17 protein-coding genes and 8 pseudogenes are annotated in these 25844 nt (G+C 56.1%); 1 reads left to right on the top strand and 24 read right to left on the bottom strand.

Annotated elements, in window-relative coordinates; genetic code table 11:
* Nucleotides 1-216: 216 nt before the first annotated feature.
* From TKWG_RS19665 to TKWG_RS19715, 10 genes and pseudogenes are all read right to left on the bottom strand, one after another.
* Nucleotides 217-1723 (bottom strand): annotated as a pseudogene (locus TKWG_RS19665) (tripartite tricarboxylate transporter permease).
* 103 nt (nucleotides 1724-1826) lie between these two features.
* Nucleotides 1827-2273, bottom strand: a pseudogene (locus TKWG_RS19670) (tripartite tricarboxylate transporter TctB family protein); the annotation flags it as partial.
* 104 nt (nucleotides 2274-2377) lie between these two features.
* A pseudogene (locus TKWG_RS19675) lies at nucleotides 2378-3371 on the bottom strand (tripartite tricarboxylate transporter substrate binding protein BugE).
* 705 nt (nucleotides 3372-4076) lie between these two features.
* Nucleotides 4077-5057 (bottom strand): branched-chain amino acid ABC transporter permease, encoded by a 981-nt coding sequence (locus tag TKWG_RS19685; RefSeq protein ID WP_014752523.1) that lies wholly within the window; start codon nucleotides 5055-5057, stop codon nucleotides 4077-4079.
* On the bottom strand, nucleotides 5054-5941 hold the full coding sequence (locus TKWG_RS19690; RefSeq protein WP_014752524.1) for a branched-chain amino acid ABC transporter permease: 888 nt from the start codon (nucleotides 5939-5941) through the stop codon (nucleotides 5054-5056). The genes TKWG_RS19685 and TKWG_RS19690 overlap by 4 nt, the downstream gene beginning before the upstream one ends.
* Before the next feature lie 86 nt (nucleotides 5942-6027).
* Entirely contained in the window at nucleotides 6028-7224 is a 1197-nt protein-coding gene (locus TKWG_RS19695; RefSeq protein WP_014752525.1) for an ABC transporter substrate-binding protein, read from the bottom strand.
* A 44-nt stretch (nucleotides 7225-7268) separates the two neighbouring features.
* A pseudogene (locus TKWG_RS19700) lies at nucleotides 7269-7986 on the bottom strand (ABC transporter ATP-binding protein).
* On the bottom strand, nucleotides 7983-8756 hold the full coding sequence (locus TKWG_RS19705; RefSeq protein WP_014752528.1) for an ABC transporter ATP-binding protein: 774 nt from the start codon (nucleotides 8754-8756) through the stop codon (nucleotides 7983-7985). The pseudogene TKWG_RS19700 and the gene TKWG_RS19705 overlap by 4 nt, the downstream one beginning before the upstream one ends.
* A gap of 459 nt (nucleotides 8757-9215) precedes the next feature.
* The gene (locus tag TKWG_RS19710; RefSeq protein WP_050981684.1) at nucleotides 9216-9566 is read right to left on the bottom strand and encodes an ArsR/SmtB family transcription factor; all 351 of its coding nucleotides are present in this window, start codon (nucleotides 9564-9566) and stop codon (nucleotides 9216-9218) included.
* Nucleotides 9550-10065, bottom strand: a complete 516-nt coding sequence (locus TKWG_RS19715; RefSeq protein ID WP_014752530.1) for an SRPBCC family protein — start codon at nucleotides 10063-10065, stop codon at nucleotides 9550-9552. Before TKWG_RS19715 ends, TKWG_RS19710 begins: the two co-directional genes overlap by 17 nt.
* 327 nt (nucleotides 10066-10392) lie before the next feature.
* Between TKWG_RS19715 and TKWG_RS19720 the strand changes: the two are divergent.
* A pseudogene (locus tag TKWG_RS19720) lies at nucleotides 10393-11366 on the top strand (tripartite tricarboxylate transporter substrate-binding protein).
* 236 nt (nucleotides 11367-11602) lie between these two features.
* Here the strand turns inward: TKWG_RS19720 and TKWG_RS23420 are convergent.
* The 14 genes and pseudogenes from TKWG_RS23420 to TKWG_RS19785 form a co-directional block, all read right to left on the bottom strand.
* Nucleotides 11603-11776, bottom strand: a complete 174-nt coding sequence (locus tag TKWG_RS23420; protein WP_171815195.1) for a hypothetical protein — start codon at nucleotides 11774-11776, stop codon at nucleotides 11603-11605.
* On the bottom strand, nucleotides 11706-12509 hold the full coding sequence (locus tag TKWG_RS19725; protein WP_014752534.1) for an aldose epimerase family protein: 804 nt from the start codon (nucleotides 12507-12509) through the stop codon (nucleotides 11706-11708). The genes TKWG_RS23420 and TKWG_RS19725 overlap by 71 nt, the downstream gene beginning before the upstream one ends.
* A 34-nt stretch (nucleotides 12510-12543) precedes the next feature.
* Nucleotides 12544-13356 (bottom strand): 2-oxo-tetronate isomerase, encoded by an 813-nt coding sequence (otnI, locus tag TKWG_RS19730; protein ID WP_014752535.1) that lies wholly within the window; start codon nucleotides 13354-13356, stop codon nucleotides 12544-12546.
* Entirely contained in the window at nucleotides 13356-14351 is a 996-nt protein-coding gene (locus TKWG_RS19735) for an Ldh family oxidoreductase (RefSeq protein WP_014752536.1), read from the bottom strand. Before TKWG_RS19735 ends, otnI begins: the two co-directional genes overlap by 1 nt.
* A 322-nt stretch (nucleotides 14352-14673) precedes the next feature.
* The gene (locus tag TKWG_RS19740) at nucleotides 14674-15303 is read right to left on the bottom strand and encodes a bifunctional 4-hydroxy-2-oxoglutarate aldolase/2-dehydro-3-deoxy-phosphogluconate aldolase (RefSeq protein ID WP_014752537.1); all 630 of its coding nucleotides are present in this window, start codon (nucleotides 15301-15303) and stop codon (nucleotides 14674-14676) included.
* A 136-nt stretch (nucleotides 15304-15439) separates the two neighbouring features.
* Nucleotides 15440-16849 carry an FAD-binding oxidoreductase gene (locus TKWG_RS19745; protein ID WP_014752538.1) on the bottom strand — a complete coding sequence of 470 codons (1410 nt, stop codon included), beginning with the start codon at nucleotides 16847-16849 and terminating at the stop codon, nucleotides 15440-15442.
* Nucleotides 16850-17110: 261 nt separating this feature from the next.
* Entirely contained in the window at nucleotides 17111-18895 is a 1785-nt protein-coding gene (locus TKWG_RS19750) for an IlvD/Edd family dehydratase (protein WP_014752539.1), read from the bottom strand.
* 33 nt (nucleotides 18896-18928) lie between these two features.
* Nucleotides 18929-19948 carry a TRAP transporter substrate-binding protein gene (locus TKWG_RS19755; RefSeq protein ID WP_148274610.1) on the bottom strand — a complete coding sequence of 340 codons (1020 nt, stop codon included), beginning with the start codon at nucleotides 19946-19948 and terminating at the stop codon, nucleotides 18929-18931.
* Between the two features lie 32 nt (nucleotides 19949-19980).
* A pseudogene (locus TKWG_RS19760) lies at nucleotides 19981-21259 on the bottom strand (TRAP transporter large permease subunit).
* Nucleotides 21260-21280: 21 nt separating this feature from the next.
* Nucleotides 21281-21838, bottom strand: a complete 558-nt coding sequence (locus TKWG_RS19765) for a TRAP transporter small permease (RefSeq protein ID WP_014752541.1) — start codon at nucleotides 21836-21838, stop codon at nucleotides 21281-21283.
* Nucleotides 21839-21951: 113 nt separating this feature from the next.
* The gene (locus TKWG_RS19770) at nucleotides 21952-22704 is read right to left on the bottom strand and encodes an SDR family NAD(P)-dependent oxidoreductase (protein ID WP_014752542.1); all 753 of its coding nucleotides are present in this window, start codon (nucleotides 22702-22704) and stop codon (nucleotides 21952-21954) included.
* A 19-nt stretch (nucleotides 22705-22723) separates the two neighbouring features.
* Nucleotides 22724-23805, bottom strand: a pseudogene (locus TKWG_RS19775) (Ldh family oxidoreductase).
* Nucleotides 23802-25332: pseudogene (locus tag TKWG_RS19780) on the bottom strand (tripartite tricarboxylate transporter permease). The pseudogenes TKWG_RS19775 and TKWG_RS19780 overlap by 4 nt, the downstream one beginning before the upstream one ends.
* 10 nt (nucleotides 25333-25342) lie before the next feature.
* The gene (locus TKWG_RS19785) at nucleotides 25343-25810 is read right to left on the bottom strand and encodes a tripartite tricarboxylate transporter TctB family protein (protein ID WP_014752544.1); all 468 of its coding nucleotides are present in this window, start codon (nucleotides 25808-25810) and stop codon (nucleotides 25343-25345) included.
* Nucleotides 25811-25844 lie beyond the last annotated feature (34 nt).

A 25844-nucleotide genomic window follows, 5' to 3' on the forward strand; every position in this document is an offset into this window, starting at 1 on the left:
TGCAGATCATAATGCAGCGGTGACCCGTCAGGAAACCGTAAAGCGTGCTCACCTGGCCGGTGGCACGCTTTATTATTTTTATTACTTTAATGCGTCGGCCGTCATTGCCCTGACCCTTGTTCCCAATATCGGAGGGCATAAAAAATCCCCGCCTGATCGGATCCTGTTGTTTTTAACTACAGACCCGGGCGGGGATTATTCTTTCAGAACGCGGGGTTAGTCTTCTTCGACGAAGGTTTCCTCACGTTTCTTGCGGATCGATGGAATGGCCACAATCACCACAAGAATGGCTGCTGCAATAAGCAGTGACATGGACAGCGGCCGCGTGACAAAGGTAGTGAAATCACCTCGTGACAACAGCAGGGCGCGACGGAAGTTCTCTTCCATCATCGGGCCCAGTACCAGTCCCAGCAACAGCGGCGCGCCCTCGCATTTGAGTTTGCTCCAGAAATAGCCGATGATGCCGAAAATAGCCATCACATAGATATCGAACACGTTGTAGTTCAACGAGTACACACCTATCGAGCAGAACAGCACAATGGCCGGGAACAGCATGCGGTAAGGCACTTTAAGCAGTTTGACCCACAGACCGACCAGCGGCAGGTTCAGGATCACCAGCATCATGTTACCGATCCACATGGACACGATCAGACCCCAGAACAAATCGGGATTGCTGCTCATGACCTGCGGGCCTGGCTGAATGTTGTGAATGGTCATCGCACCCACCATCAGCGCTGTCACCGCGTTACCCGGAATACCCAGCGTGAGTAGCGGGATAAACGAGGTTTGCGCCGCCGCGTTGCTTGGCAGTCTCAGGACCGGCCAGACCGGCGGGATGGCCCTTGCCGAAGCGTTCCGGATTTTTGGAAAGCTTTTTCTCCATGGTATAGGAGGCAAAGGACGACAATACTGCACCGCCCCCAGGCAGAATACCCAGTGATGAACCCAGCAGCGTACCACGCAGAACAGCGGGCGCCGCTTCCTTGAATTCCTGTTTGTTTGGATACAGGCTGCCGATCTTGTCGGTAATGTTGACGCGATTTTCCTTTTGCGCCAGGTTGTTCATGATTTCAGCCAGGCCGAAAACACCCATGGCGACCACGGCAAAGTCGATCCCATCCTGCAACTCAGGAATACCGAAGTCAAAACGGGCAACGCCGGAGTTTACATCGGTACCAACCATGCCTAGCAACAGGCCCAGCAGAATCATGCAAATCGCCTTGGGCAGGGAGCCTGAGGCCAGGACCACGGCACCAATCAGACCCAGCACCATCAGCGAGAAATACTCTGCAGGCCCGAATTTGAAGGCGACCTCAGCCAGTGGCGGTGCGAATGCGGCCAGCAGGACTGTGGCAAAACAACCGGCAAAGAAAGAGCCCAGCGCCGCGATCGACAGCGCCGCTCCCGCTCGCCCATTCTTGGCCATCTGGTGGCCATCGAGCACCGTGACCACCGCCGAGGTTTCCCCCGGTAGCGCCACCAGAATGGCCGTGGTTGACCCCCCGTACTGGGAGCCGTAGTAAATACCGGCAAGCATAATCAAACCGGCAACAGGGGGCAGAACGTAGGTAAGCGGCAGCAGCATCGCAATGGTAGGGACGGGGCCGATACCAGGCAATACGCCGATCAAAGTTCCGAGAATACATCCGAGCAGCGCATACAGCAGGTTCTCAGGCGTAAACGCCACCGAAAACCCCAGCGCCAGGTGTTCAAATAGTTCCATAATGTTATTTTCCTTTGAGACGACGTGCCAGCGTCACAACAGCGATAATGAGTGACAGAGGGACGAAGATCTGCGCGAGCAGGGACCATTCGCCGAAAGGGACTGGCAGCAAGGGGAAAATCAGGCCAAGCCCCTTGATGAACGCCAGCCAGGTGAACAATGTGAGGAAAATGGCATTGAAAATCGCGATCTTGATGCTAAATTCATGACTGGCCAGGCTGCTGAAGATAATCAGCAATGGAACCGAAATGTACAGTCCCAGATGGTCCAGCATGAGCGCGAATACGGCAATCGAACCGATGATCAGAAAAAGAATGTCCCAGTCGAAATGGCCGATGTCGGAGTCTTCTTTAGCCTCGCCGCGCAGGGAGGTCATAAAGACGACAGCGCCAAGCAACGCCAGGCAGACGCCCAGCCAGAATGGAAAATAACCCGGACCCATGCGGGCTGGAGTACCCATGTCATACGCTCCGGAGAACAGGGCAAAGCCCACTCCGATAGCGACGAACATGATTCCTGCCCAAAAATCCTGTTGACTTTTGATGTGCATATACTAAACCTTCGTTTTTAATTTACTTTGCGCAAGGCAATGCTGCGGTCACGGTGCCGCCGGGATGCCCAGTCCCGGTTGCACTTGACGGTCAGCCTGATGCGTCAGTCGAGCTTGATATTGCCTTTCTTGACGACGTCCTTGGCCCAATCGAATTGTTGCTGAATTTCCTTGCCGAATTCTTCAGGCGAATTACCGGAAGCAAATGCGCCCTGTTTCTCCAGAGCTTCAACAACTTTGGGATCTTTCAGTGCTTCTACAGCCACACTGTTGAGTTTATCGATCACTTCCTTGGGTGTGCCGGCTGGAGCCAGAAGGCCATACCAGACAGGCTGATTCAGGTTTTCATAACCGAGTTCAGCGAAAGTGGGTACATCTTTGAGGCTGGCAAGCGCTCTTTCCAGGCGATTGCCATAGGCCGCAGGTTGCCACCTTGAATCTGGGGTAATGATGAAGGCAGGTTGTCGAACAGGATTTGTATCTGTCCGCCGACAGCGTCGGTAACGGCAGGGCCCGAGCCACGGTAAGGCACGTGCACGATATCAGTTTTGGTGGTTTGCTTGAAGGCTTCTCCGAACAGGTGCAGCACGCCGCAGGTGCCCGAAGAACCATAGGAATATTTGCCAGGATTGGCCTTAACTTCTTCAAGGAAAGCCTTGAAGTCTTTGGAAGGAAACTTGGGATTCACTTCCAGGATGTTGGGTACATTGGCGAAATTGACTACGGGTGCGAAATCTTTAAGCGCATCGTAGCCCAGACCGGTGGGTTTGCACGCAGGATTGACCGCCATGGTGGAGACGGTGGCAATGGACAGCGTGTAGCCATCTGGTTTGGCGCGGGCCGCTTCAGTTGCGCCCAGTGCACCGCCTGCGCCACCTTTGTTTTCGATGACCATGGGTTTGCCCAGGATATCACTCATTTTTGTCGTGACTACACGAGCAACGATATCGGTAGAGCCGCCTGGTGCAAACGGCACAATGACGCGGATAGTTTACTTGGGTAATCCGCTGCCTGTGCATGTGCAGAGCCCACGGCTACAGCACTCAGGCAAAGGGCGGATGTAACAACTGAAAAAAGGGTACGCTTTTTCATTGACATTCCTTAGTTATAGAATTCTCGGAGATGGCATCATTACAGATGAAATCCTGGCGGATTTAATTCAAACACCGTGGCGGATTGCGCGCACTTGGCTTCAATTAAAACAAGATAGTATTAAGGAACATGCACTGGAAGCAAGCCCTAATATTTGAACCTAGGGTAATTGCGGAGACATTGATGCAATGTAACCGTGCAGTAATGTGATGTCATGGTGCTTCCTGTTCGCGCAGGCCTTCGGGTATACGACATGCGTGATATTACAACTGATATGGATATGCTTTCCGCAATTGCCGGCCATTGCACGTGAAACGCCGTCAATTTTGCACGTATGTGAAATCATGGGCTAATGCGGGTCCTGCCACTCAATTCCATTTGTCTGATATCCGATCTTTCTATACTGCCGTGTTGGGTCCTCTGCGCCGGTCATGCGCCAGCCTGCGATTTATTGCGCCAATTGCGCCGCGCCACTCCCTGGCCTTTGCGTTCCGTCAGCACAACACGAAATTTGCCGCTTATTGTCCGCCCGATACGCCCCGGGTGAGCCAGTATGTCACGACCGGCAGGACGATGCATGCGGTTTATGCACACAGTAGGCATTCCACCCAGGCCGGACTGGGCGTGCGCGCATTAGCAGCAGCAAATCACAGCCCGCTGAAGCGATCTGGCGCGGGCTGCCGGCGTTTGTGATCGCGCCGCGTGGGGTGGCTAGTGCTTCTTCCGATTTGCCGGCAGCAGGGCCAGCAGCTCACCGACAATCCCTTTGCGAAACGCCATAACGCACAGAATGAAAATCAGCCCCATGACAATAGTGACCGACTCGCCCAGCGTCTGGAACCACTGAATGCCGGTTGAACTGGCCAGCATGCGTCCGATATCGCCGATTTTGTTCTCAATGAACACCACAATCAGCGCACCGATCACCGGTCCGGTAAAGGTGCCCACACCGCCGATCAGGGTCATGAGTACAACCGTGCCCGACATCTGCCACATGGCGTCAGACAGCGTTGCTGAAACAAACACCAGGGTCTTGGTGGCGCCGGCCAGCCCGGCCAGGCCCGCAGACAACACGAAGGCCAGCAGCTTGAACTTTTCGACGTCATATCCCAGTGAAACGGTGCGTGGTTCATTTTCCTTGATCGCGTGCAGCACCTGACCAAAAGGCGACTTCACGGTGCGCCAGCAGATGAAGTAACCAATCAGGAAAATGACAATCACCAAATAGTACAGATTCAGATCGTTGCTCAGGTCAATCATGCCGAACAGCTTGCCACGCGGTACGCCTTGCAGGCCGTCTTCGCCGCCGGTAAAGGGGGCCTGCAGAAAATAGAAGAAAACCATCTGCGACATGGCAAGCGTAATCATGGTGAAATAGATGCCGCTGCGCCGGATGGCCAGCCAGCCCACAATCAATCCCAGCAGGGCTGCAATGATGACGCCAAAAAGAATACCCAGTTCCGGCGTCAGGCCCCAGACCTTGATGGCGTGGCCGGCAGCGTAGGCGGCACCGCCAAAGAAGGCGGCATGACCAAAGGACAGCAGGCCCACGTAACCCAGCAGAAGATTGAAGGCGCAGGCAAACAGCGCATAACACAGGATTTTCATGACGAAAATCGGATAGATACCCAAAGCAGGCAGAAAGGCCAGTGCCAGGGCAAAAACCAGCAAGGCAAGCAGTTGGCGGTTCATTTCACTTTCCCGAAGAGTCCGGCAGGACGCAATAACAAGACAATTGCCATAATAATGAAGACGACCGTACTGGACGCTTCCGGCCAGAATACTTTGGTCAGCCCTTCGATAACGCCCAGTCCGAGACCGGTGACAATAGAGCCCATAATGGACCCCATGCCGCCAATCACCACAACAGCGAACACGACAATAATAAGATTCGATCCCATCAGCGGAGATACCTGCAGGACTGGTGCGGCAAGCACGCCGGCAAATCCAGCCAGGGCAACGCCAAAGCCATAGGTTAACGTCACCATGAGCGGCACATTGATGCCGAACGCTTCCACCAGTTTGGAATTCTCGGTGCCGGCGCGCAGCAATGCACCCAGGCGGGTACGCTCAATCACGTACCAGGTGACCAGGCAGGCGATAATCGAGGCGACGACGACCCAGCCGCGATAGATAGGCAATACCATGAAACCCAGGTTGACCGCGCCGCGCAATGATTCCGGCGTGGGATAGGGTTGTCCGGATACGCCGTACATGCTGCGGAAAATGCCTTCGATGAGCAAGGTCAGGCCAAACGTAAGCAGCAGACCATAAAGATGATCCAGCTTGTACAGGTGACGCAGCAGCAAGCGTTCAATGATAATGCCGAGCAGGCCCACCACGAGCGGGGCGACAATGAGCATGACCCAGTAATTGAGGCCCAGAAACTGCAGGCCCATCCACGCCACGAATGCTCCGAGCATATACAGTGCGCCGTGAGCAAAGTTGATCACGTTGAGCAGGCCGAAGATCACGGCAAGGCCAAGCGATAGCACTGCATAAAAAGAGCCGTTGACCAGGCCCAGAAGAATCTGGCCCAGAAAAGCAGCAAGGGGTATGCCAAAAATGGTAATCATATTTCAACGACTGCGTCAGTTTAAATAACATTCATGAATCTGACAGGCGCCGCGATTGGCGCGCCTGTCAGAACAGGCCTGCAGAATCAGAGCTTGCAGGTTGATTCGCTTTCCGCTCCGTAGGCGACTTCGCCGGGGACTTTTTCCACAACCTTGTAGTAATCCCAAGGTCCTTTGGATTCTTCCGGTGTTTTCACCTGCATCAGATACATGTCATGTACCACCAGGCCGTCCTTGCGGGTCACGCCGTTTTTCATGAACATGTTGTTGATTTTATTGGATTTGAACCATTTGATGATTTCATCACCGTTATCGGTCTTGGTTTCAGCCACGGCTTTCAGATAAGTGCCCACCGCAGCATAGTCACCAGCCTGCAGGAATGAAGGCTTACGTTTGACTTTATCCTCGAATTTTTTTGACCAGGCGCGCGACTCATCGTCCTGATCCCAATACCAGGAGGACGTCAGGTACAGGCCTTGCGTGGTTTTCAGGCCCAGCGAGTGCACGTCGTTGATGAACACAAGCAGCCCGGCCGGCTTGATCGCGGGGAAAACACCGAATTCGCTGCCGGCTTTCATGGAGTTGATGAAGTCGCCACCGGCATTGGCCAGACCCATGATCTGTGCACCAGAAGACTGCGCCTGCAGCATGTAGGACGAAAAATCCGTTGTGCCAAGCGGCACCTTGACCGAACCCACGACTTCACCCTTGTTCGCCTTGACTACCGTGGTGGTATCGGCTTCAAGCGCGTGACCGAATGCATAATCGGCGGTCAGGAAGAACCATTTGGTACCGCCCTGTTTGACCACGGCGCCACCGGTTACGTTGGCCAGCGCCTTGGTGTTATAGGCGTAGTGGATGGTGTAAGGCGTGCAGTTGGCATTGGTCAGCGCGGTACTACCGGGGCCGATCGCAATATAAGGGATTTTCTTGTTGGCAGCCACAGCGGCAGACGCAAGTGCGGTAGCCGAATTGGTCCCACCGATAATCATGTCCACCTTATTCTGGTCGATCCATTGCCGCACGCGGGCCGAAGCCACGTCGGCCTTGTTCTGGTGGTCGGCACTGAGCAGTTCGATTTTCTTGCCATCGATCGCACCGCCAGCATCTTCAATGGCCATTTTGATGGCTTCCACACCGGCTTTGCCGTCAATATCAGAATAGACGCCTGACATATCGGTAATGAAGCCGATACGGATAACATCATCGGAAATGCCCGCAGCCATGGCCTGGGTGCCCAGCGAAGCCAGTGCAAGCGCACAAAGCGTTTTTGTGAGTCTCATCGTTACTCTCCAATAGATATGATTAATTGTTGTTAATTGAAACGTTAAACGCCAAGCAGCTCGTTCAACGTATCTTGTTTTGCAGACAGTTGTGCAGCCGGAAAAGCTTCTACGATCTCACCGTGTTCCATGACATAGAAATGGTCTGCCAAGGCGCGGCGAAGTGGAAATTCTGTTCGACCATGATGATCGTCAGCCCCTTTTGCTTGAGCGTGGTAATCATGCGAGCCAGCGCCTGCACAATGACCGGCGCCAGCCTTCGGAAATTTCGTCCAGCAACAGGATGTCGGCGCCAGTGCGCAGGATGCGCGCCACTGCCAGCATCTGCTGCTCGCCGCCCGACAGGCGGGTGCCGGGTGAATTGCGACGTTCCTTCAGATTCGGGAACATGGCGTAGATTTCATCCAGCGACATGGCATTGGCCGCGGCCTTGTCGTTTTTCAGCGGCGGCGGCAGCAGCAGGTTTTCTTCACAGCTTAAGCTGGCAAAAATACCGCGCTCTTCCGGACAATAGCCAACACCCAGGTGAGCAATGCGGTGGGTCGGCAGACTGATGGCCTCTTGGCCGTGAATCCGCACAGAACCCTTGCGGCTGCCGGTCAGACCCAGCAGGGCGCGCATGGTCGTGGTGCGGCCGGCGCCGTTACGGCCCAGCAGGGTCACGACACTGCCTTTGGGCACGCTCATGTTTACGCCATGCAGAATATGCGACTCGCCATACCACGCGTGCAGATCTTTTATTTCAAGGGCAAGGGCGCTCATGCATGCGCTCCTTGCAAAGCGGCGTCGGCGGTGCCCATATAGGCTTCCATAACGGCTGGATTGGTTGAAACCGTGGCGTAATCGCCTTCGGCCAGCACGGTTCCGCGCGCCAGCACTGTAATACGATCGGCAATAGAAGCGATGACATTCATGTTGTGCTCAACCATCAGAATGGTGCGCCCGACACTGACTTTTTTGATCAATTGCGTAACGCGATCCACGTCTTCATGCCCCATTCCCTGCGTGGGTTCGTCCAGCAGCATCAATTCGGGTTCCATCGCCAACGTCGTGGCGATTTCCAGCGCACGCTTGCGGCCATAAGGCAGACTGGAAGTAATATGATCCTGGAAATCCAGCAGATCAACTTCTGCCAGAAGCGCACGGGCCCGGTCATTGAGCTTGTCCAGCGAGGTATCGCTTTTCCAGAAATGAAAGGACGTGCCTTCTTCACGCTGCAGCCCGATGCGTACATTTTCAAGGACCGTCATGTTCGGAAACACGGCGGAAATCTGGAAAGAACGGATGATTCCCTTGCGCGCAATCTGTGCAGGTTTTGCAGATGTAATGTTCTGGCCGTTGAAAAAAATCTCGCCGGAGGTTGGCGTAATAAATTTTGTCAGCAGGTTAAAGCACGTTGTTTTGCCCGCGCCGTTAGGGCCGATCAACGCATGGATGGACCCTCTTTCCACCTGCAGATCAACAGCATTTACCGCCACAAAACCAAGAAATTCCTTGGTCAGTTTCTTTGTCTCTAATATTAGATCTGTCATGTTCTTGTCTTGTGAAACCCGCAAGAAAGCAGGTAGTTCACCCGCTGCCGTATGTAGCAGACAGTATGCTTACGAACACGTCAATTTGCTATTAGTGCTAACCATAGGTGAATTGTTGACGGCAATAGTTAATGAAACTACACGGCAAATTCAGAGACGATTGGATAAAAAAAGACCATTTTAGAAACATTGTCTGTCGCATAGGCGACAATTGCTGGCGCGGCGAATCAGAAAATCGTCGAATGCGCCAAGGCATCACTTTTACTACGCTTTTCGCAACTCCAGGCATTGCTGGCCTGGCAGGCCGTTTTGGCGAGGTGAAAGTCAATAGTCGTCGACTATTGCAATTGTCATATTTTTTCGGCACGCAGGCGGGCCAGAACATAGGCTTTGCCAACTCGCTAACCTGTGTCGCCGATGTCTACGGCGTCCAGTGCGTGGGCATCACAGGCCGTTTTTTTACACATCTCCCTCTACCATATGCCGCAAGCGTTCGAGCGCACGATCCCAGCCTGCCGAGATGCCGTGCAGAAAGGCCTGCGCTTCTTGCAGCCGTTGTGTTTTCAGTGCATAGCGTACTTCGCGACCGTGCCTTTGGTGCTGCACCAGGTTGGCGCCTTCGAGCACCTGTAGATGCTTGATGATGGCCTGGCGCGTAACCTGTGCATTCTCGGACAAACGTGTCGCCGATTGCGCGCCCTGCTCCACCAGTTGCTGCACCAGCGCAAGCCGGGTGGCATCGCCAAGCGCAGCAAACACATCTGCAAAGCTCTGCTCATCGGCAGTGGCCTGATCAATCACGCTCGACATATTGCTTCACATTGCGGATCTGACCTTCCCAGCCACCCGTGTTCATCAGGAAAGCACGGGCGCGACGATGTGCGGGCACGTTGTCGAACCCCGATTCGGTAATCGTCAGTTGGGTGCCGTCAGCAACGGGCTCCAGGCGGAACTCGACCAGTGTAGTAGGTTCGTTATGTGGATCCGCTTGGGCATCAATACCGAAAGGGATCCAGCGAAAGCTGAAGTATCGCTCCGGCTCGATCGTCTGCACCGTGCAGAATGTCGAACTCTCTTGCGGCAGATTGACGGGTGCCGGCTCCAGGCCAGCCTGACGCTGGTATTGCTCGATAACAGCCTCGTCCAATGGGCCAGTGAATTTTCCCCGGACTGTCTCGGCCTCGATAAAGGGTCCTTCGAGCGCGACCCCGAACCACTGCCCGAACTCCTGCGCATCGGTCAGGGCACGCCACACCCGGGAGACGGGTGCGGCCAGCGTGACGCTTTTTTCAATCTGGTTTGAAGACATGTGATCCTCCTGTTTAGGTGCAACCATATAGTTGCACTTAGTGTATAACAGGAAAATCGAACAGGCAAACGTTTTTTTTTGCCGCAACGATGGACCTATACAGGTCTGGTCCATCACGAATGTAACCGGATGCTCCAGGCTGCCCTCCCTTATCTAGGGGTCTACCGGCGAACCCTAGGCAGCACTTGCCCGAAGGGGGTTATCAAAATGAAAAAGCCTGCCTTTCGGATTTAACGATAGGCCTTCAGGGCATTTTTCGACATACTACCCCGCTGACTAATTCGCGTGCCCCATTGTGCGCCCACGCCCCCATACGGAGACACTAATATGAGAACACCCCTGCGCCTTACTGCCACGCTGGCCCTGCTGGTTGCCCCCGCCCTGTCCGCCGCTGCCGATTATCCGCAACGGCCCATTTCATTGATCGTGCCTTTTGCCGCTGGTGGCCCGACCGATGTTGTCGCCCGGTCTCTTGCCAACGAAATGGGCAAGGTGCTCAAGCAAACCGTGGTGGTGGAAAACAGGACCGGCGCCGGCGGCACACTGGCGGCAGGCTACGTTGCAGCCGCCAAGCCTGACGGCCACACGATTTTCCTGCACCACACCGGCATGGCAACGGCCCCCGCCATGTACAGCAAGCTGCGCTATGACCCGCTCAAGAGCTTTGAATATATTGGTGAAGTGGTCGACGTGCCCATGACCCTGATGGCCCGCGCCGATCTGCCGCCGAACAATTTCAAGGAGTTTGTCGATTACGCCAAAGCCAACGGCGACAAGATCAATCTGGCTAATGCCGGCCCGGGCGCGGTCTCCCAGCTTTGTGGTTCGCTGCTGCAGCAGGCCATGGGTGTGAAATTTACCACCGTCCCCTTCCAAGGCACCGGCCCCGCCATGACCGCCTTAATGGGCAAGCAGGTCGACGTGCTGTGTGACCAGACCACGCAGACCCTGCCGCATATCAAGGCTAAGGATCTGAAATTCTACGGCGTGACTACGCCCGAGCGGATCAAACAGTTACCCGATGCGCCGACACTGGCCGAACAAGGGCTCAAAGGATTCGACGTTAAAGTGTGGCATGGTCTGTACGCGCCTAAAGGCACGCCCAAGCAAGCCATAGACAAATTGAACGAGTCTTTGAAGGTGGCCCTGAAAGCCCTGCGTTTGTGCAACGGATGGAGCAGCTGGGTGCACAGATTGTGAGCCCAGAGCGCCAGACCCCCGAGTCGCTGCACAAATGGCTTGCCGCCGAAGTGGCCAAATGGGGCCCTATCCTGAAAGCAGAAAACATCAGCATCAACTAAATCGCATGGATGCACAAATCCGGTGGCATGGGCCGCCGGACTTGCGCCTGTGAACCCGATTCTGGCAGGCTTTTTTTCTGCTGGCGCGAGCGTATTACAACACGCCCTGCCGCTATGTCAGATGTAATTGCAATGGTGACATTATGAATATGTCAGCGGTGCCTGCCGGCGATGGCATCTGTGATGCGAATTACCGTACCCGGCATTTTTTCAGTCCTGCGCTAACCTGACAGACACTACTCGCTGAAGGCCACATCGAATGTCATCACCGAGGTGAGCGATTGCCCCGGCTCCAGCGGCTGTCCACCCACCTGTGTCGGGTCGTAGGTGGCGTTCAGATTAAAGGCATCGGACGTATTGCTGACCGGCTCGGCGCAGAACCAGTCTTTGCCCGGCGGGCTGTAGACCACCAGGAAATCCAGAGGCTGGGTTGCCGTCATGCGTAAGGTCCGGCGTTCGTCGGGCCAGTGGATGTCGGCCACATGATCCCAGGCAGTGAGGATGATCGAAAACATGCCGGTCGATTGCAATACCCTGTTTGAGCGCATCGGTATCCGGGTGCATGGCCAGATTCAGCGGCATGACCTCCTCATCGCTGATCCACGCCTGCCCCACGCCAGCGGTCAGTGTCGTATTGGAATGACGCACGAAATAAGGATGATGTCCCATACCCACCGGCATGACACGGTGACCGGTATTGGTCACCGTCAGGTGCACCTTCAGTCGTAGCGGCTCCAGTACGAAACGCTGCTCGGCAACAAACGCGTACGGCCAGGCATCCGGCGCATGCGTATAACGTATGACCAGTTCATTTTCCTGCTGTGATTCCACGGTCCAGGGCTTGTTACGCACAATGCCATGGATGCTGTGCGGTGAGTCAGGCTTGGCTGAAGGGTAGGTCACGCGCTGGCCTTCGAACTCAAAGGTGCCGTTGCGCAGCCGTCCGAACCAAGGCAGCAGCGGAAAGCTGGACATCTCCGAGACCAGACCTTCGTCAATCGCCTGTCGGGAAGCATCGCGCAACCAGGGGCATATGACGTTATCAATGCGATGCCGGTAGCCGCAAATGGCACCCCCGATGTGAGGCGCGACGATCAATTCGGCCTGGTCGGCACGCAGGGTAATCAGTTTCGTTTTACTCATTCCGTGTCCTTTATGTGCAATGTATATATCAGCTTCATGCGCTCTGTGCTGTCGCTGCACCAGCAGCCCAATAGCGCTGCAGCCAGCCGAGTCCGTCACGAGTGCCGCGCGCCGGTCGATATTCGCAGCCGATCCAGCCATCGTAGCCGGCCGCCTCAAGCTGCCTGAATATATACGAATAATTCAATTCTCCCGTATCGGGCTCGTGCCGGTCCGGTGCGCCGGCAATCTGCATATGGCCGACCAACCCGGCGCCCAGCGATTGCCCAATATGACGAGTGACATCGCCTTCGGTGCGCTGGCAATGATAAAGATCCATCTGGATACGCAGGTTATCCATGTTGACCTGCGCCAGCACATCGCGTGCCTGCGCCTGACGCGACAGAAAATAACCGGGCATATCGACTGGATTGATTGGTTCGATCATCAGGTCCAGACCGGCGCCCTGCAGCAGCGTGGCCGCTTTGGACAGGGTATCCAGATACTGGTCTTGCGCAGCGGCCTGGGCGGCCTGGTCAGGGACGATCCCGGCCATCACATGGATGCGCGGCACGCCCAGAATCAATGCGTAATCAATGGCTTTTTTCACGCCATCCAGGCATTCGGCCTGACGGCCCGGCAGACAGGCCAGCCCTTTTTCACCGGCAGCCGCAACGCCCGGTGGCGCATTGATAAGCACTTGCTGCAAGCCGTGGTCCTGCAGTCGGCGGCTAATCGCATCGGCCTCATCATCATAAGGGAACAGGCATTCAACCCCCTTGAAGCCATCCTGCGCCGCCAGCGCATAGCGATCCAGAAACGGCACCTCGGTGTACAGCAGGGACAGATTTGCAGCAAATTTCAACATCACTGGTATCCCATTTGTGCCAACAGGCTGTCGGGCACCGTGATGCCCTCTTCCCGGGCCGTATTGGCCAGATCATGACGGCGCGCGCCAGGCAGGCGGACCCCGTCATCTTCCAGCATGGCGGCAATCAGGTCTTCAAGACGATTGAAATAGGTCTGCTGGCCGGCCAGGGCTTGCGGATCGATCAAAATAAATACCTGGCCCAGCCTGGGTTCGTTGCCGGTGTCATCATAAAGCGGATCGGCCTCATAGCCGAAATTAGCCCCGGTAAGCGCCACGCAAAGCACTTCAACCATCAGGGCCAGCATTGACCCCTTGACGCCGCCAGCAGCCTGCATACTGCCTTTGAGGGCCGCCTTGGCATCATTGGTGGGCCGGCCTTCGCTATCGAGCGCCCAGCCATCGGGAATGGGCTTATCGTCGCGTGCTGCCAGAATGACTTTACCCCGGGCCACCTGCGACAAAGACAGATCAATTACCACCGGCTCGGCCTGCTCGCGCGGAAAAGCCGCAGCGATGGGGTTGGTACCAAAAAGCGGCCGCTTGCCACCCCACGCCGTGATCGCCGAAGGCGAGTTGCTGAAGGCCAGCCCGATCAGTCCGGCATGGGCCACCGGCTCCAGATGATAGGCCGCCATGCCGAAATGATGGCTGTTGGTCACGCCGGCAATGCAAATGCCGGTCTGCCTGGCCTTTTCTATCGCTGCGGTAATGGCCAGCTCGCAGGCTGGAAAGGCCAGCCCGGTGCGCGCATCAACCAGCAGCGCTGATGCTTTTTCCTGCACAATTTCCGGTTCAGCTCCCCCGTCGGCCCGCCCTGAAGACAGGTGCAGCGCGTAACTAGGCACGCGCGAAACGCCATGCGTGGCAATCCCGTGCGCATCTGCAAACACCAATGCTTTGGCCGTTGTCTCGGCCATAACCGGATTGGCACCGGCGGCGGCCAGGGTATCCTGCGCCAGGGTGATCAGGGAAGAAAGTGAAATTGTGCTCATGCTGCCTCGTCCATATTGTTGTGTGTGATCCTGGGCGGTGCTGCGACAAATGCGCAACACGACCTGCTTCAGCCTAATGATAATTCAGGAAGAGCGGACACTGCCGCAGATCGCCAGGCGTACCGGCAATTTTTCGGCACGTGCATGGGATTTAATGGAAATAGGGTGGCATGCGGCGACAAAAAGCAGTCTTGTCCAGGCTGGGCCGCCTGTTATCGACGAGCATAACAGGGTTAATAAAGCGGATTTGGGCGTAAAACGGAGTCGGCCATCCCACCGATGAGCGGCACGCCGCCGGGCTGGCTGCGACCGGGTGAGCCTGTCAGCCCTGACGCGACTGGGCCAGTGCGGCGGCGGCCAGCGCTGTGATCCCCGCCCAGTCGCCTGCCTGCACCAGATTTGCGGGCGCCAGCCAGGAGCCGCCGACGCAGGCGACGTTGGGCAGCGCCAGATAAGTCGCTGCGTTGGCTGCGTGGATCCCACCGGTAGGGCAAAAAACAATATCGGGCAAGGGGCTGTGCAGCGACTTGAGCAATGGCACGCCGCCTACGGCCTCTGCCGGAAAAAGCTTTTGGGCCGCAAAGCCGGCATCAAAGGCGTTCATGGCCTCGGTGGGCGTGGCAACCCCTGGCAAAAACGGCACCCGGTTGGCGGCCAGCGCCGGCAACAGAGCCGCGGGCAGGCCGGGCGACACGGCAAAACGCGCACCTGCCTGCAGCGCCGCTTCCAGCTGATCTGCGTCCCGTACCGTGCCCACACCGATCAATGCTTGCGGAAATGCCGCGACCAGTTCGCGCACGCCGTCGAGTGCAGCGGGGGTGCGCAGTGTGATTTCAAATGTGTTAATGCCCCCATCCAGCAAGGCACGAGTGACCTGCAGGGCCTCATCAACCGACTGAATGACCATGACCGGCATGACCGGGCCCCGTTTAAGAATGGCAAGTGTGTCCACGACAGTATTTCCTTTGTGATTAATCTCACCCGGCACAGGCTCGCTTCGACGAGATGGCGCGTCACGGGCGTGATGTTGAACCAGACACGGGCAGCAATCTGCTGAAAACCGCCCGCGCCATCAGTTCAATTGTGATTTACGCATTCCAGGAAACCAGTTTACCTGGATTGAAAATATTGTTGGGATCATAAGCATGCTTGATCAGCCGCATCAATTGCAGTGCGTCCTCACCATGCTCTTCTTTGAGGAACTCCATTTTATGAATGCCCACGCCATGTTCACCCGAGCAGGTGCCGTCCATGCGAATGGCGCGCGATACCAGCCGGCGATTGATGCCTTCGGACATATCCCATTCTTCACGGCTGTCCGGGTCGATCAGCATCTGCACATGGAAGTTGCCATCGCCCACATGCCCGACGATGGTGTACGGAAAGGGCATGCCTTCGAGCTCCTGGGCGGTTTCGCTGACGCACTCGGCAAGCCGCGAAATCGGCACACATACGTCGGTCGCAACAGAACGCGAACCAGGACGCAATTGCAGGCCGGAATAATGTGAATTATGACGGGCCGTCCACAAGCGTTTGCGATCTTCGGGCTTTTCGGCCCACTCAAAGTCCATGCCGCCGTTGTCCTTCGCAATTTCCTGCACAATCTCGGCCTGCTCACGCACGCCGGTTTCGCTGCCATGAAATTCAAACAGCAGCAGCGGTGTTTCCTTGAGCGTGAGCTTGCTATAGGCATTAACTGCCTTGACCGCCCGTGTATCCATGAACTCGACTCGCGCAATCGCCACGCCTGACTGCATGATTTCAATGACCGACTGCACCGCAGACTCCAGCGTGGGGAAATTGCAAATGGCCGCCGTCACCGCCTCGGGCTGCGGATAGACGCGTACGGTAACTTCGACAATAATGCCCAGGGTGCCTTCACTGCCAACGAACAGGCGGGTCAGGTCGTAGCCCGATGAAGACTTGCGGGCGCGGCTGCTGGTACGAATCACCTTGCCGGTGGCTGTCACCACTTTCATGGAGACCACATTCTCGCGCATGGTGCCATAGCGCACGGCGTTGGTCCCCGAAGCGCGCGTACTGGTCATGCCTCCGATAGACGCGTGCGCGCCGGGATCGATCGGAAAGAACAGACCGGTGTGCCGGATTTCATCATTGAGCTGCGTGCGAATCACGCCCGGCTGCACGGTCACGGTAAAGTCTTCGGCGTTGATGGCCAGCACCTTGTTCATCTCGGTAAAGTCCAGCGTAACCCCGCCCTCGATGGGCAACACGTGCCCTTCCAGCGAAGAACCAATGCCAAAAGGAATGACCGGTACTTTGTACTGATTGCAGATCTTGACAGCGTCGACCACCTCATCGGTGTCGCGCGGAAAGATGACGGCTTCGGGCGGGCACACGGGGTACGGGGATTCGTCGGTACCGTGGTGCTCTCGCACGGCCATGGAGGTAATGAAACGTTCACCGAAGCGCTGGCGAAAAGCGGCAATGGCTGCTTCGGGAAGAGTACGAATGGCTTTCTTGTCCAGAACTGTCATAGTATGCTCGCTGCCCTGCTGTTGACTCTATGTTGTATCACACAGGCAAGGCGTCAATAATGAATGAAAAGTGACAGACATGATTCATGCCTGCCGGCAGTGGTACTGCAGCGCCAAGCGGCTGGCGTTTGTACGGGCCTGCCCTCCAGGGCATTGCTACAGCACCACTGTCATTGGTTTGCCATTTGGCCACCATCGGCTAGCCATTTCGTTACCAATAGCGCAGACGAAATAGCAAGCCAATAGTCACGACAACTGGCATTAATGATTATCGCGCGATTCGCCCCGCGTCTGGATAATATCCACATAGGCCGTTGCCGCTTCCAGACATGCACCATCGCCCTGCTGGCCCACCATGCCGCGGTAGATCTCTTCCCACGGCGTCATGTTCAGCAGCTCCGGTTTTACCCACGCGTCGCGGCGCGCCTGCAGTTCTTCATCGGGAATCAGCACATCGACGCGACAGGTGTTCAGATCTACCCTGACGATATCACCGGTGCGCAGCAAGGCAAGTCCACCACCGACCACTGACTCGGGCGAGACGTTCAGAATGGACGGGCTGGCCGAGGTACCGCTCTGGCGACCATCTCCCATGGTGGGCAGCGTATCGATTCCCTTGTTAAGCAGATAGGCAGGTGGCTGCATATTGACCACTTCTGCGCCCCCCGGATAGCCTACCGGGCCGCTGTTGCGAATCACCAGTATGGATTTGTCGTCAATCCCCAGCGCCGGATCTTCAATACGATCGTGATAGTCTTCAGGCCCTTCAAAAACCACCGCCTTCAAATCCATCACGTTCGGATGAGCCGGGTCAGACAGGAAACGGGCCCTGAATTTATCATCGATCACGCTGGTCTTGATTACTGCGTTATCAAACAGATTGCCGGTGAGCACAACATAGCCGGCCGCCTCTTTAAGCGGTGTGTCGTAGGCGCGAATCACTTCACGATCCGGGACAGGTACCGCTGCCAGGTTATCGGCCAGTGTCTTGCCGGTCACGGTCATGGCCGTGCCATCTACTTTACCGGCATCCAGCAGTTCTTTCATGACCGCCGGCACGCCCCCGGCACGGTGGAATGCTTCCCCAAGGAAGCGCCCCGCAGGCTGGCAGTCTACCAGCAATGGGATGTCCGGACCCAGACGCTGCCAGTCTGCCAGCGTGTGATCAACGCCCATATGACGGGCAATGGCCACCATGTGTATCGGACAGTTGGACGAGCCGCCCAGCGCCGCGGCCGCGACAACCGCATTTTCAAAGGCAGCGCGCGTCATGATATCGGACGGACGCAGATTTTCCCGGACCATATCGACAATACGGCGACCCGTTTCGTAAGCCATCCAGCCTCGTTCCCGATGTGGTCCCGGAATGGCGGCACAGCCGGGCAACGACATACCCAGCGCTTCAGCCAGAGAGTTCATGGACAGCGCCGTGCCCATGGTATTGCAGTGGCCGACCGACGGGGCGGATGAGGCCACATTATTCATGAATTCGTCATAGCCGATCTCGCCAGCAGACAGGCGCTTGCGCGCATCCCAGACAACAGTGCCGGAACCGGCCAACTTGCCTTTCCACCAGCCGTCGAGCATGGGGCCGCCTGAGAGCACAATGGCAGGAATATTAACGGTGGCGGCTGCCATCAGGCACGCTGGCGTGGTTTTGTCGCAGCCTGTAGTTAGCACCACGCCATCCAGCGGATAGCCATGCAGGATTTCAACCAGCCCCAGATAGGCTAGGTTGCGATCAAGGGCCGCGGTCGGGCGCTTGCCGGTTTCCTGTATGGGATGGACCGGAAATTCCAGCGGAATTCCGCCCATATCACGAATGCCATCACGCACCCGCGTAGCCAGCTCCAGGTGATGGCGGTTGCACGGAGATAGATCGGAACCCGTTTGGGCAATGCCGATAATGGGCTTGCCCGACTGCAGTTCTTCCCTGGTGATACCGTAATTCATATAGCGTTCGATATACAGGGCAGTCATGCCTGGATTGGCCGGATTGTCAAACCACCGGCGGCTGCGCAAAGGCGTTTTTTCTGACTTAGACATAACGGGTTCCTTCTATTTCAATTGTAATAATACTCAGGCGCCGGAAGCCTTTTTGGCCGCTTCCAGTACACCTTCCACTGTTTCTGTGCCAATCTTGGCTTTCAGGCTTTCTACAATCGGTGCCACTTTTTCACGAATCTTCTCTTTTTCCTCTGTAGAAAATTCGGCCACTTTGACATCATGCTCTTTCAGGTACTTGAGTGCGTCCTCATTGCCCTGGCGACTGGCTTTGCGCTGGAATGCCTGGCTGTCTTTGGCTGCCTGCACAATGACGTCCTTTTCATCCTGGGACAACTGGTCAAACCATTTCTTGGAGGCCAGGAATACAAAAGGCGTATACACGTGGTTGGACAGTGTCAGGTAGGGCTGCACCTCATAGAATTTGCTGGTCTGGATCGTGGACAGCGGATTCTCCTGGCCATCTACCGTTTTGGTTTCCAGCGCAGTAAACAATTCCGTAAACGGCATGGGAATAGCATTGGCGCCCAGGCCCTTGAACACGCTCAGAGCGACCTGGTTCTGCATCACGCGCAACTTGACGCCGCTAATGTCTTCCAGTTTGGAAATTTCACGCCGGGAATTGGTGATATTGCGAAAACCATTCTCCCAGTAGTTCAGTCCGATCAGGCCTTTGGCCGGCAGTTTGTCCAGCAGCTTCTGGCCTTCGGGACCGTCCAGTACCGCGTCCGCCACTTTTTCATTGTCGAACAGGAACGGCAGGTCAAACACGCCGAATTCGGGGATCAGGCTGGCTATCGGTGCCGTAGATACAAACGTAATTTCGCCGGAACCGCTGATCAATGAATTGATCAACTGCTCATCAGGACCAAGGGCGCCATTGCCGAAAGTCTTGACCTTCATTTTGCCGTCGCTCAGCTTGCTGACCACTTCGGCAAAGTGTGCCGACGCCTTGCCGGTCGGACTGTCATCGGCCAGGCCGTAGCCAAAGCGGATAATGCGTGGCTTGATGTCCTTGGCCCATACGGCCGCCGAACCCATGCCCAGCAGCGCTACTGCTGTCAGGCCCACAACGGTCTTTTTCAATGTCTTCATTTTCATCTCCAGGATATAGGTATAGTTGCAGATCAATAGAACCAGTTCATCGGTACCGTGACAATCTGCGGGAAAAGCACAAGCAGCAGAATCAGCAGGGTGTAGGCCGTCACGTATGGCCACACGCCCTTGATGATATCTTCCATACGAATGCGGGCTACGCCGCAGACCACATTCAGCACAGTTCCTACGGGCGGGGTCAGCAGGCCGGTACAACCGACCATAATGAAAATCACCCCGAAATAAGTTGGATCAATACCGGCTTCCTTGATGACCGGCATCAACACCGGCGCCAGAATCAGGATAGTCGGTGTCAGATCCATGGCTGTGCCAACCAGCACAAGCAGCACCACCAGGACAAGCATCAGCAGCGTAGGCGAGTCAACCAGCGGGCCCAGCAAAGCAATGAGTTCCTTGGGCAGATCGGCCAGCGTGATCATATAGGATGTAACCAGCGCGGCCGCACCAGGAACATCACTACACTGGTGGTTGTGGCCGCATTGACCAGCAGCTTCATCAGATCTCGGGGCTTGATTTCGCGATAGACAACCATGCCCACGAACAGCGCATAAATGGCTGCCACCGCTGCCGCCTCTGTCGGCGTGAAAATGCCGAAGCGCAGGCCGCCGATAATGATAACGGGTAGCACCAGCGCCCAGCCCGATTCACGCAAGGCCTTGGCCCTGACAGACCAGGTTCTTTTGGAAAGGGCTTGAAGCTGGTGGAGCGGCGCGCGACGAACGTCCACACCAAAACCAGGGTCAGGCCCATGAGCAGCCCGGGCACAATGCCGGCCATGAACAGCTTGGTAACCGAAATATTGGCGGCCACGCCAAAAATAATGAACGAAATGGACGGTGGAATGATGGGGGCAATAATGCCACCGGCAGCGATCAGCCCGCAGGACTGTTTCAGATCATAGCCACGATTGCGCAACATGGGCACCAGCATTGCAGCCAGTGCTGCCGAATCGGCGACAGCCGAACCCGAGAGCGCAGCCAGCAACACGCTTGCCATAATGGCGACATAGCCCAGTCCGCCATGTACGTGGCCCACCAGAGAACTGGCCAGAGCCACCATACGGCGCGACATGCCACCGGCATTCATGGCTTCACCGGCCAGCATGAAAAGGGGGACAGCCATTAAGGAAAAGTTGTCGGCGCCGGCCAGCATGTTCTGGGCCAGAATCTGCACATCAAAGAAGTCCAGATAAAACATCAGGCCAATGGCCGAGAGCAGCAGGGCAAAGGCGATTGGCATGCCAAATGCCATAAAGCCCAGCAACACGGAAAGAAATATGGTTACGGTCATGTTGGTTTCCTGTTACTTGCGTTAACCGGCGTCGTCGACATGGTCGACCGCAGTTCTGAAACGATATTGATAGCTGCGGTCCGCCGGCGTCATGATTGCAATTGCAATGTCGCCGATAGCCAGGACAAACATGGCCACCGCACTGAACCAGACCATGCCGCTGAACAGGGCCTGCGACCAGCCAGTCACCGGCAAGGCGGTGTTCATGCCAATTACCATCTGGTCCCAGCCGCCCTGCATGAGCAACCACAGGACCCACATGATGATGAGCTGACGCAGGATGTGGATGACTTTCTGCAGCATGATCGGCAGGCGGTCCAGCAGCATGTTCACGCCGAGATGCTGCTTGGTGCGAAACGCGATGACGGTGCCCAGGAAAATCAGCCAGACGAATGACATCCGGGCGACCTCTTCGGAAATGGTAATACCCGAGTTAAAGCCGTACCGCAGGACAACGTTGCCGAACACCAGCACCACCATCACCAGTACGCAAAGGCCCAGCATATAAGTTAGCGCCTTTTCCACGGTCCGCGTAATCGCTGCCACTGACCGAAATAACGAACTTTCAAGGATCGTCATTAATATCTCCTTATACTAAGATGCCATGCGGCTTCTGGCTGCATGTATCATTTTTCTGCTTTGCATTCCATGTATGAAACACAATCGCACGGGTTTGTGACGCTATGGTGTCATCAATAGGTTGCCCGCCCGCCTGACAGATCGAATACGGCGCCGGTACTGAACGCGCACTCTTCCGAAGCCAGCCAGCAGATCATGGAGGCGGCCTCGTCCACGGCAAGAAACCGCTTCATGGGAATCCGGGACAACATATAGTCAATATGCTCCTGCGACATCGAATCGAAAATTTCAGTCTTTGCCGCCGCAGGGGTAATCGCGTTCACCAGAATATTACGTTCGGCCAGTTCCTTGCCCAGCGATTTGGTCAGTCCGATCAGCCCAGCCTTGGAGGCGCTGTAATGCGAGGCGTTCGGATTGCCCTCTTTACCGGCAATTGAGGCGATATTAACGATGCGACCGTAGCCGTTTTTGAGCATGGCAGGCACCAGCACGCGGCAGGTATAGTAAGGAGCCATCAGATTGGTCTGCACTACCTGCTGCCATACGGCCGGATCCAGCTCCCAGGTCACTCCGTTGCCGCCGGTAATGCCGGCGTTATTGACCAAAATGTCGATCTTGCCATGTTGCTGCAACGTGTCAGCCGCTGCGTTTTCCACCGCGGCCAGATCTGTCAGGTCCAGCGCATGCGCAGTCACCTTGCCCAGCGCTTCCAGTTGCTGACGCGTTTGCGCCAGCCGATCGGCATCCAGATCCCACAGCGCGACCGATGCGCCCGATTCCAGCATGCGTTTGGCGGCAGCCAGGCCAATACCGCGTGCTCCGCCCGTAATAACGGCTACCCGGTTCTGTAAACTGTTCTGACTCATTGTCTATCCTTGTCGTAAATTAAAGTGTGGCCGGCATGCCGATGCCATAGGTTTGCGCAGATTCCTGCAGCAGTGGCGTAATGGACGGATGCAAGCGCACGCCGTTTTTCTTCTGTTGTTCATACAATGCCAGGCCACGGTCTCCGGGCATGCGCACATTATCGAAGCCTCGCGGGGCGGGTTGTTGCGGCAGGCATCGGCAATCCAGTCCATCTGGCGCGCAAACTGGTCTTTGCCACCAAATGCTTCGGGATCATACAGACTGACAAAAACGGTCGCGCCCCAACCCTGGACGTTGTCGGCCCGGCCATGGCCGGCCAGGCCACCGGTGAGCGCTTCAATCAGCAGTGCAAGTCCAAAGCCCTTGTGTCCTACCGACAGGCCGCCCAGCGGCAGGATGGTTCCTGGCGGCTCTTGCGACAGTACAGCGGGATCACGTGTGGGCTTGCCGGTGCTATCAATCAGCCATTCTTCTTCGAATTGCTTGCCTTCCTTGGCCAGGCGGCCGCTCATGCCGTTTGTGGTAATCGAGGCAGAAATATCCACCAGGAACGGCGATGCCGAAGGTATACCAATCGCAATCGGATTCGGTGTGAACACAGCGCGGGTGCCGCCAAAAGGTGCAACGCTGGCGCCTGACGGATCGGAACAGCTGAGCACAATCAGCATGTTTTCACGAACCGCCCGCAGCAAATAACTGGCCAGGCAGGCAATGTGATGGCTCTGGCGAATCACTGCCGTGGCGTTGCCGTATTGCCGCGCACGCGGCAGCAGCATATCTATAGCCTGATTCACCAACCACGGTCCCGGCAGACGCCGCCCGTCCAGCAACAACGATGCCCCTTTGTCGGAAATAATGTCGGCGCTGCCTTGCGTGCTCATCTTGCCCTGTTCGATCTGCTGCAAATACGGATTGAGCAGCGCCAGCCCGTGCGTGGTATGGCCCAGCAGATCTCCGTCAAGCAATACGTCCGATACAGTGCGTGCAATGTTATCCGCGGCGCCAGCGGCCACCAGCAGCGCACGTGCAAACTCGCGCAATGCCTCGGCGTCATAGCGCTCGTCGGCCTGTTGCTTAGCGGGGTTGGTGGTCTGGTTCATGTCGTGATTCCTGGTTTGGTCACCGGATCTCCAGTGCCGCCGGCCGGCGGCTTGGATTTGCCGAGGAACAGTTTGATAATGGGAATGGTCCAGATCAGAATGGCCACCACGCCCAGAATGGCAGCAATGGGCCGGCTGAAGAACATGAGAAAATCACCGTCAGCTTGATCATGGATGAAATAAAGTTTTCTTCCAGCATGCCGCCCAGCACCACGCCCAGCACGGCCGGTGCAATGGGAAAGTCGTTCTCTTCCATGACATAGGCCAGCAGCCCCATGAGCATCATGATGATCACGTCGAACGGGCTATTGTTGATGGAAAAGGTACCGACAATACCGAACAGCAAAATAATGGGCATCAGCAGAGAGCGCGGCACCCGCAGAACTTTTCTGGCAATCTTGACCAGCGCATAGCCCAGCGGCAGCATCAGAATATTGGCAATAATGAACACCAGGAAAATGGAGTACATTTCAACTGCATTATTGGTAAAAATCATGGGTCCCGGTGTGAGGTTTTTCATGTACAGCACACCCACTACGATCGCGGTAATGGAATCTCCTGGAATCCCGAAAACCAGCGCCGGGATCCAGGCGCCGGCCAGTGCCGAATTGTTCGAAGCGCCAGCCTCGACAATGCCTTCCACGTGTCCGGTGCCGAATTTTTCCGGTTCTTTGGAAAATTTCTTGCTAATGCCGTAAGACATCCAGGCGGCAATGTCGGCACCTGCGCCCGGCAATGCGCCCACGATGGTTCCCAGCACACTGCCACGCAAAATGGACGCAGGATATTTCTTTGTCAGTTTCCACATGCCGGTAAAGATATTGCCGATCTGTGTCTTGACTTCACCGATGCTGTCCTGTGAGTTAACGGCATAGCGCAGGACTTCGGCAATGGCGAACATGCCCACCATCATCGGCAGCAATGTCACTCCGTTCATCAGGTCTTCGTTGCCGAAGGTAAAGCGCGGATAGCTGCCGGGTTATTCATACCCACACAAGCGAGCAACAGGCCGATAAGCAACGACACAAAACCCTTGAGCTGGCTGGCCGGCGTGATAACGATGGCGCACGACAGGCCCAATACCACCAGCCAGAAAAATTCATATGAAGAGAAATTCAGCGCGAAATTGGCCAGCATGGGGGCGCAGGTAATGAGCACGAGTGTGCCAAACAGACCGCCCACAAAAGAAAACACGATGCTGGCGCCCAGCGCCTGGTCTGCCATGCCCTTGCGGGTCATGTTGTAGGCTTCATCCGTGTACGCCGCCGACGACGGGGTGCCGGGAATCCGCAACAGGCACCCGGGCACATCGCCGGAAGTAATGGCCATGGCGGTTGAGGTGACCATCATGGCAATGGCCGGAACAGGATCCATGAAAAAGGTCACGGGCACCAGCAGGGCTACGGCCATGGTGGCGCTCAGGCCCGGAATGGCACCCACAAAGAGACCGAAAATCGCCGCCACCAGAATGACGCCCAGCACGAACGGGTCGGTTACCTGACCCAGTGCAGCAGTAAAATTGCTCATGAACATAGGGTCACCACGCGAAAGTTTCCAGCAATCCCCACGGCAGCGGGACTTGCAGAATGTTGTAGAAGGAAAAGTGGATGACCAGCACGCTGATTACGGTCAGAATCAGGCCGCGCAAGGGTTTGACGCCAAACACCAGGAACGAGACCATCAGGATAATGCCGGATGAAATAAAGAAGCCCAGCGATTCCGCCGTCAGAAAATAGAAAATGAGCGCTGCCGGGATCATGCAGAAGCGCAGAAAAGTCACCATATTAAGGCCAGGCCAGGCCAGCCACTGCTGGTGGTCCCGCCGACGCCGGCTTTGCACGATCAGGCACACTGAACAAATGAGCAACCCGATAGCTATAAGACGAGGGAACAGTCCCGAGCCATATTCCTGGCCGGGTGTAGGGGGAAACGACAGCGCCATTACAAAAACGAGAATGGCAAAAATGCCGATGATAATGCCGGAAAGGGTATCACTGATCTTCATGGGAATTTTCCACAGGGTCGGCAGTGCGGCTCCG

It is taken from the genome of Advenella kashmirensis WT001, assembly GCF_000219915.2.
In the GTDB taxonomy this organism is placed as follows: Bacteria; Pseudomonadota; Gammaproteobacteria; order Burkholderiales; family Burkholderiaceae_B; genus Advenella; species Advenella kashmirensis.